The organism is Candidatus Hydrogenedentota bacterium (genome assembly GCA_012523015.1).
Taxonomy (GTDB): Bacteria; Hydrogenedentota; Hydrogenedentia; order Hydrogenedentales; family CAITNO01; genus JAAYBJ01.
In genome coordinates this window covers 1-7743 of sequence record JAAYJI010000014.1, presented here as the reverse complement: position 1 = coordinate 7743, position 7743 = coordinate 1, and the positions used below count along the sequence as shown (strand labels likewise).

6 protein-coding genes and 3 tRNA genes are annotated in these 7743 nt (G+C 47.7%); all 9 read left to right on the top strand.

Annotated features, from left to right (window positions below):
- A partial coding sequence (locus tag GX117_00760; protein NLO31874.1) for a DUF4091 domain-containing protein occupies nucleotides 1–1417 on the top strand: 1417 nt, incomplete at its 5' end.
- Between the two features lie 342 nt (nucleotides 1418–1759).
- Nucleotides 1760–3043: a 6-phospho-beta-glucosidase gene (locus GX117_00755; GenBank protein ID NLO31873.1), complete on the top strand. Its 1284-nt coding sequence runs from the start codon at nucleotides 1760–1762 to the stop codon at nucleotides 3041–3043.
- Between the two features lie 28 nt (nucleotides 3044–3071).
- Nucleotides 3072–3965, top strand: coding sequence for a phosphoribosylaminoimidazolesuccinocarboxamide synthase (locus GX117_00750; GenBank protein ID NLO31872.1), 894 nt, complete (start codon nucleotides 3072–3074; stop codon nucleotides 3963–3965).
- 152 nt (nucleotides 3966–4117) lie between these two features.
- Nucleotides 4118–4192, top strand: a tRNA-Gly gene (locus GX117_00745).
- Nucleotides 4193–4208: 16 nt separating this feature from the next.
- A tRNA-Lys gene (locus tag GX117_00740) sits at nucleotides 4209–4284 on the top strand.
- Nucleotides 4285–4402: 118 nt separating this feature from the next.
- Nucleotides 4403–4487 (top strand) — tRNA-Leu (locus tag GX117_00735).
- A gap of 30 nt (nucleotides 4488–4517) precedes the next feature.
- Nucleotides 4518–6065 carry a trigger factor gene (tig, locus tag GX117_00730; GenBank protein NLO31871.1) on the top strand — a complete coding sequence of 516 codons (1548 nt, stop codon included), beginning with the start codon at nucleotides 4518–4520 and terminating at the stop codon, nucleotides 6063–6065.
- On the top strand, nucleotides 6052–6741 hold the full coding sequence (locus GX117_00725) for an ATP-dependent Clp protease proteolytic subunit (protein NLO31870.1): 690 nt from the start codon (nucleotides 6052–6054) through the stop codon (nucleotides 6739–6741). The genes tig and GX117_00725 overlap by 14 nt, the downstream gene beginning before the upstream one ends.
- Nucleotides 6742–6920: 179 nt before the next feature.
- Nucleotides 6921–7743, top strand: an 823-nt coding sequence (gene clpX / locus GX117_00720; protein ID NLO31869.1) for an ATP-dependent Clp protease ATP-binding subunit ClpX, incomplete at its 3' end; no start/stop codon positions are given.

Sequence of the window (7743 nt, the reverse complement as noted above, 5' to 3'; positions counted from 1 at the left end):
ATTCCAAACATGTCTGCCTCCGCCCGTGGACATGATGCTCGCCAAAGTCAATATTTCCGCTTCCGAATGGATCCACGAAACTGGCGGTGACCGAATCTCCCAAAACGATATCTCACTCTTTCATGTCCACCATCATCATGTCCCCATACCCAGCCATTATGAAGGTCCCACAGGGTGGTGGCCCGATGCCTTGCCCCCCTTGAAAGCCTTTTCTGCTGAAGCAGGAAGAACAACGCCGGGTTGGGTTACCGTCTACGCGCGCCCCGGTGCGGCCCCGGGCATTTATCGCGGGTCAATTACCGTTTCTGCTGCCAATGGCGGCCCTTGGGAATTGGGACTCGAACTGACCATCTACGATTTTGAACTGCCGACCATTCCGACGCTTAAAACCGATTTCGGCTTTTCCATGGAATCAGTATCCCAATATGCGTCGTCCATAAATGCCAGTCCCGACAGAATCGCACGAGGCTTCCTTGAAAATGCACTCATGCACCGGGTGACTTTACATGAGCTGAGCCAAATGCCCGGAATCAGCAGCAATTATGCGGCAGACTTAGCCCGTTATGAACAGCGGTTAGATTTCCTGCTCAAATCGGGACTCTCCACCATTCATGTGCCGGCGAATCTGTTGGACGCTCCGGAACAACTTCGTGCTGCCAACGCTTTCGTAAAAAGAAAATCGCTCAGCAACAGAGCCTTCACCCAGCTGGCCATCGAACCGGAAGAGCCGGCGTGGAACCGTATTTTGGAAAGCATGGAGATTTGGGAAGAAAACGCGCCCGATATTCCGATAACGGTGAGTACGCAGGGGCTACGTCCTTTCATCCCGCCCTTTTTGGACATTTGGTCTTTGCACGCACAAGTCTTTGATACGACTCACAACGCGGCAATACTCAAGCGTGCTTCAGAAAACGGAGAAGTCTGGTGGTATGTGAACCATACACCGCCGCGGCCCTACGGCAATTTCTTCTTGGACTTTGCCGGTATTGAACATAGAATTTTATTCTGGCAAACATGGGCGTTGGGATTACGGGGCATGCAATATTGGAATGTGAATTATTGGCTGGACAATCAAAATCCCTACGACAGTGTCCTCGATATTACTCCGGTGAACGGGGATGGCATATTGCTCTACCCCGGCGCCGATGGTCCCGTGAACTCTATCCGTTGGGAAATTATCCGTGACGGCATTGAAGATTTCGATTATTTTACGCTCTTCATGGAACGGGTACGTGCCTTGAAAGGTATCCCCGGGCATGACACGCTGCTGAAAGAAGCGGCTGACGCATACAATCTCCATGATATTGTTCCCAGTTTAGTCTCTTTTACGCGTGATCCTGAAGTGCTGTTGAAAAAACGGGAGGACATTGCGCACATGATTTTGAAAATGGATCAGGTATTAAAGCGAAGCTATTAAAGTAAATCCGAGACCAAATTCACCCCGGATTTTTAAGCCATATTATTTTGTTAAGGATGTTAACTTTCTACCAAGAAAGGCCTCGCAGTACACAGAAACTGACAGCGACTTCTGAACACAAATAAATCAGTCAGAAATTGACTTTTTAAGCACAGCACTGTATTATAATTTTTAAGAATTGGATCGTGGAGCAGCAGCGGTAATTCAGAGCACGAAGTCATTGTCCTTCTATATTTCCCTCTTTGCAGGAGAATGATATATAAGCGATTATATGTTATTGCTGCGAAATAATGCTCATAATTTACGATAAAAAAACACAACAGAATATAAGGTAACCAGATTATGAAATTTACAGTAATTGGCGGCGGTAGTTCTTACACGCCCGAATTGTTGGATGGATTATTTTCACGCTTAGATCAGATTCCTGTATCTGAAGTTTGGCTCATGGATCAGGATGAAGAGCGCCTGAAAATTAATCGTGATTTTGCCGAACGTATGGCGTCACGGCACGGCAACCCTTTCCGTGTCTTCAGCACGAGCTCGCTTGACGAAGCGGTGACCGATGCCAAATATGTGGTTACCCAAATTCGTGTAGGGCAAATGGGTGCTCGCATAGCCGATGAAAAACTTGGATTAAAATACGGTATTGTCGGACAGGAGACAACAGGGGTGGGCGGTTTTGCCTGCGCATTGCGCACCATCCCCCGCATTCTGGAAGTGGCACACAGAATGGAAGAGCTTTGTCCTAACGCCTTCTTGATCAACTTTACCAACCCTGCCGGCATCAACACGGAAGCGGTGCTAAAGCACAGCAAGATACGGACCGTGGGACTGTGCAATGTGCCCATTGGTATGATTATGGACGTTTCCAAACATCTCGGATATGACCCCCAACGTGTGACCATGGACTATGTGGGATTGAACCATTTGTCGTGGGTACGTCATTTTTACGCAGACGATCAAGACATTACAGCGGCGGTATTGGAGAAATTTATCGAACACGCCCGTCATGAATGGGAAGAAGATGATACCCGTGAAAACATGATCGAAGCCATTCGAAGCCTCAACATGTTTTGTAACTACTACCTCCAATATTTCTACAGCACCGATACGGTATTGCGTACATTAAAAAACAAAACGCGGACCCGTGGCGAAGAAGTGGTGGAAGTGGAAGACGCCTTATTCGAGAAATATCGGAATCCTGAATTGACCGAAAAACCTGAAGAATTGGGCAAGCGCGGCGGCGCCCATTATTCTACTGCAGCCTTCCTGCTCATAGACGCTATTGAAAATAACCGGGGATCACGTCAGGTTGTTTGCTGTCGCAACAATGGCGCTGTGCCCACCTTTGATGATGATGTGTCTGTGGAAGTCTCTGCCATCATCGACAGTAACGGCGCAAAAGCGGTACCCCAGGAAGGGCCCGAACCGTCTATTCGCGGATTGATGCAACTGATTAAAGCCTATGAAACGCTCACCGTTGAAGCGGCCGTCAAAGGCTGCCGTGAGTCCGCTTATAAAGCCTTGCTCTTCCATCCGCTTATGCCCAACGCCCTCGGATGCCGTGCCCTTCTGAATGATCTGTTAGAAATTAACCGCCCTTATTTGCAAGGGACTTTCTTTTAACCTCCGAACAACACCGAAAGGATCGGGAATGACCGCAGCTGTTGTATGTGAAACATCTCTCGCAGATCGAGGCCCTGACACCCGTGGCAAAGTTCGAGATATTTATGATTTGGGTGACCGTTTGCTCTTGGTTGCCACCGATCGTATCTCCGCCTTCGACTGGGTAAACCCGGTGGGCATCCCAGACAAAGGGCGCATCCTCACACAAATTTCCCTGTACTGGTTTGAACAAATGGCGAACTTATGCAGAAACCACCTTATCTCTGCTGATATTGCCGATTTTCCGGAGCCTTTTCAAGAACAGGCAGAAATCTTCGCGGGCCGCTCGTTGCTCGTTCATAAATGCGAGATGCTGCCTATCGAATGTGTAGTGCGCGGCTATCTTGCCGGCAGCGGACTCAAAGAATACAAAGAATCCGGCACAGTTTGCGGTATCCCTTTGCCTGCAGGACTCGTGGAAGCGGACAAACTCGACGAGCCTATCTATACCCCTGCTACCAAAGAAAGCGACGGACACGACATCAATATCAGCCCTGAAGAAGCAGGTCGAATCATCGGCGAAACACTGAACGAACAAGCTGCTGCTTTGGCTATTGCCATTTATAAACGGGGACATGACCTTGCCGCAGAAAAAGGAATCATCCTCTGCGACACCAAGTTTGAATTTGGTCTCCTTGATGGCGAACTCGTTTTGGCGGATGAAGTGTTGACCCCTGATTCCTCGCGGTTTTGGCCTGCCCAAAGCTATGAAGCAGGAAAAGCGCAGCCCAGTTACGATAAACAATTTGTGCGCGATTATTTGGAAGCCATCTGTTGGGATAAGAATTCGCCTCAGCCTCCGCTTCCCGCTGAAATCGTTGAAAAAACGCGGGCGAAGTATATGGAAGCTTACCAACAGCTCACAGGCAGAGTGGCGCTCTGATTTTTCGACATTTTTTAATGTCTCTGATAAGCAGATGTTTCGATTCCTCTTTATAGCCCTTTCATTACGACCTTGAAAGTGCCAATAAACTTAAGAAGAAATCGGTTTGACACACGATGATATTATTTGCTAAACTATGCATTACAAATTGAGCGGGAATAACTCAGTGGTAGAGTGCAACCTTGCCAAGGTTGAAGTCGCGGGTTCAAATCCCGTTTCCCGCTCCATTTTTTTTTCTCAATCGGGCCGTTAGCTCAGCCGGTAGAGCAGGTGACTCTTAATCACAAGGTCACAGGTTCGAATCCTGTACGGCCCACCATGAGGTAACAATACGCGCGTCAAGTGGAATGGAGGGTAGTTTCACCACATTCCACTTTCACAATAAGCTTTAGATCAGGGCTCATAACCCCCTTCAAGATGTTCCCTACAGTTGTATTGGGCGAGTGGCGGAATTGGCAGACGCGCTGGATTTAGGTTCCAGTACTTTACGGTGTGCGGGTTCAACTCCCGCCTCGCCCACCAGCCCCAACCGAATTGGAAGTGAGATCACTCATGACAGAACATGAAAAAGAAATCTCCGAAGAAACTTCTGTAAATACAGAAGAAGTTGCAGATGTGGCAGAAAGCGAAAGCACAGAAACAGAAATAGAAGATGTGTCTGCAGCTGAAGAAGCAATTACGGATGAGAGCGTTGAAGAAATTGGCGAAGATGAGTTCGAATGGACTGAAGAGCCAATTTTTGAGATAGAAAACAAAGAGGCGTGTATGTGTGAGGTCAAAGTCACCATACCTGCAGCCAATTTAAAAAATACCTTGGACACCGTTTACGACGAATTCAACAATGACGTCCAAGTGCCGGGCTTCCGTCGCGGCAAAGCGCCACGCAAACTTTTAGAACGGCGTCTGGGCAAATTTGCCAAATCCACGGTCGTCGAAAGGCTCGCTGACGCAGCATCACGCAAACTTCAACGGGATCACAAGCTGCATCCCATCTCAGATGTCGATGTGGAAGGCCTGGAAGAGCCTGAAGAAATCGTAGAAACCGAAGACTTGGTCTATACCCTCAGTTTTGAAGTGGCGGGATCTTGTGATCTGGCAGACTACACCCAGTTCATTTTGGAACCACAAGAAGTTGAGGTAACCGATGAACAGTTAGACGCTTCCGTGGAACAACTGCGTATGCGTCTGGGCCGCTTTGAACCGCTCACCGAAGGTGAAGCTCAAGACGGCGACCAGGTTATTATTGATTTTAACGGCACTATCGACGGCGAAGCCTTTGAAGGTAATAGCGCCGAAAATTATCCCTATATTCTTGGCTCCGGACGCTTCCATGAAAATATGGAAAAAGCCTTATCCGGCGCTGTCGTTGACGGTGAATTAGAAGCTGAAGTACCTTTTGACGCGGACTATAATATTAAAGCCCTCGCCGGTAAAACGGCGCTATTCAAGATTAAGGTCAACGAAATTAAACGGCGTGTGCTTCCTGAACTGGACGATGAATTCGCCAAAAAAATCGGTTACGATACGATGGATGCTTTAAAAGAATCCATCAAAAACGATCTTGTTAAGAGCAGTGAAAACATGGTTCGCGAAAGTCTGCGCCAAGAAATGCTGAAAAAAATTGTGGATGAAAGCAGCTTCGAACTTCCTAAAAATACACTGGCAAAAATGGCTGACGCCCGCTACAATGAAAAAGCCAACGAATTAACGAGTCAGCATGTTTCCTCGGAAACTATTGAAGAGCAACAGGAACAGATTAAAGCCGAAGCTGAAGAAGAAATGACGTTTGACATGAAAACCAGTTACGCCATAGATGCTGCTGCTAAAAAAGAATCAATTACGATTTCGGAAGAAGACGTTGATTCCTATTTGCGCGACATGAACAGCGGCGGCGGCGAAGAAATGTTTCAACTTCTTAAAGCCAGATTTCTCAGCGAAGAAAATATTTCCAACTCAACCTATCATGTTCTTCAGGATAAAACGCTGGATGCACTTATTGCCAAGGCTACCGTTAAGCCGATCCCTAAGGATGAATGGATAAAAAAGCATAGCGAAGAGACATCCGATGATGAGGAATCCAAACAAGATGACCAGTCATAAGAGTTCGGACAGGACCATTGAACGGGCTTCCGACATTTTAAATGCCATACCTGATCTCGGTGGGCGGACGCCTATTGATCCTCAAGCCGTTACCATCTATCAACAGACCAGCAGAGGGGAACGTGCCTACGATATCTTTTCCCGACTTTTAGAAGATCGTATTATTTTCTTGGGCTATACGATTGATGACGCCGTCGCGAACTATGTCATTGCACAATTACTTTTCCTCGAAGCTGAAGATCCTGATAAAGACATCAATATTTATATTAATTCTCCGGGCGGCAGTGTCACGGCAGGGCTGGCCATTTACGACACCATGCAATATGTGCGCCCAGACATCACAACCATCTGCATTGGTCAGGCTGCAAGCATGGCCGCCGTACTCACCGCGGCCGGTGCTAAAGGAAAACGATTTTCCTTGCCCTATTCACGCTTCCTCTTACACCAATTAATGGGCGGCGTCCGAGGACAGGCAACGGATATCGAAATCCAAGCCAGAGAAATCGTGCGTATTGGTGAAATGATTGACGAGATCCTTGTCAAACATACCGGTCAAAGCCTTGACGTGATTCGCCAAGACAGTGACCGCGATTTCTTCATGGGCGCCTATGAAGCCCAAAAATATGGACTAATTGATGAGGTGTTGGTGCGCAATCCTGCACTGGAGTCCCGTTGACCTGTTCTCCCGCGTATGACCCGAGGCGTCGTTGATCGACACCACAATATATTGTTGACGAACACGTCACAAAGTGCTATAATAACACATAATGTAGTACTCAGTGTTCCGGTATTATTGGGTTATTTCTGAACAGCAGAAGGAGACAAAATCCGATGCCACCTAATCAGCGTTCAAGAATGAACGCCCCCACATGCTCTTTTTGCGGGAAACGCCATGACGAAGTCAATAAACTGGTTGCAGGTCCCGATGTCAATATTTGTGACGAATGTGTACGACTCTGCAGCGATATCGTGGCAGAAGACCGCGCAAGACGTAAGGGCGGCCGTGCTATTCATGTTCCTACCCCTCAAGAAATCAAAGACTTTCTTGAGGGGTATGTGGTAAGCCAAGAACGTGCTAAACGCATTCTTGCCGTTGCTGTTCACAATCATTATAAACGTCTTGCTACAGGCGCTGAAATTGATGGCGTTGAATTGCAAAAAACCAACGTCTTGTTGATCGGTCCTTCCGGTACGGGTAAAACCTTGCTCGCCGAAAGCTTGGCGCACATGCTGGATGTACCTTTCGCTATCGTTGACGCCACGACCCTCACCGAAGCCGGCTATGTGGGTGATGACGTTGAAAATGTCATTCTCAAACTTTTACAAAATGCCGACTTCGACTGTGCCCGAGCGGAAACCGGTATCGTCTATATTGATGAAATCGACAAGACTGCCAGAAAAAGGGACAGCCCTTCCATTACACGAGACGTTTCCGGGGAAGGCGTACAGCAGGCTTTATTAAAAATAATTGAAGGAACCATTGCCAACGTGCCGCCCCAAGGCGGACGCAAGCATCCCCAGCAAGAGTGTATTCAGGTAGATACCCGTAATATTCTCTTCATCTGCGGCGGCGCTTTTAACGGCTTGGAAGCTATTATACGTAAGCGTACCGGCAACAACCTGATTGGCTTTAACTCCCCTCAGAAAACAAAGGAGGAGCATCGAATCGGTGATATCT

Bases quoted from the DNA above. Each gene is read 5' to 3' on its own strand.
- GX117_00750 (NLO31872.1), top strand. From the start codon at position 3,072: ATGACCGCAGCTGTTGTATGTGAAACATCTCTCGCAGATCGAGGCCCT.
- tig (NLO31871.1), top strand. From the start codon at position 4,518: ATGACAGAACATGAAAAAGAAATCTCCGAAGAAACTTCTGTAAATACA.
- GX117_00755 (NLO31873.1), top strand. From the start codon at position 1,760: ATGAAATTTACAGTAATTGGCGGCGGTAGTTCTTACACGCCCGAATTG.
- GX117_00725 (NLO31870.1), top strand. From the start codon at position 6,052: ATGACCAGTCATAAGAGTTCGGACAGGACCATTGAACGGGCTTCCGAC.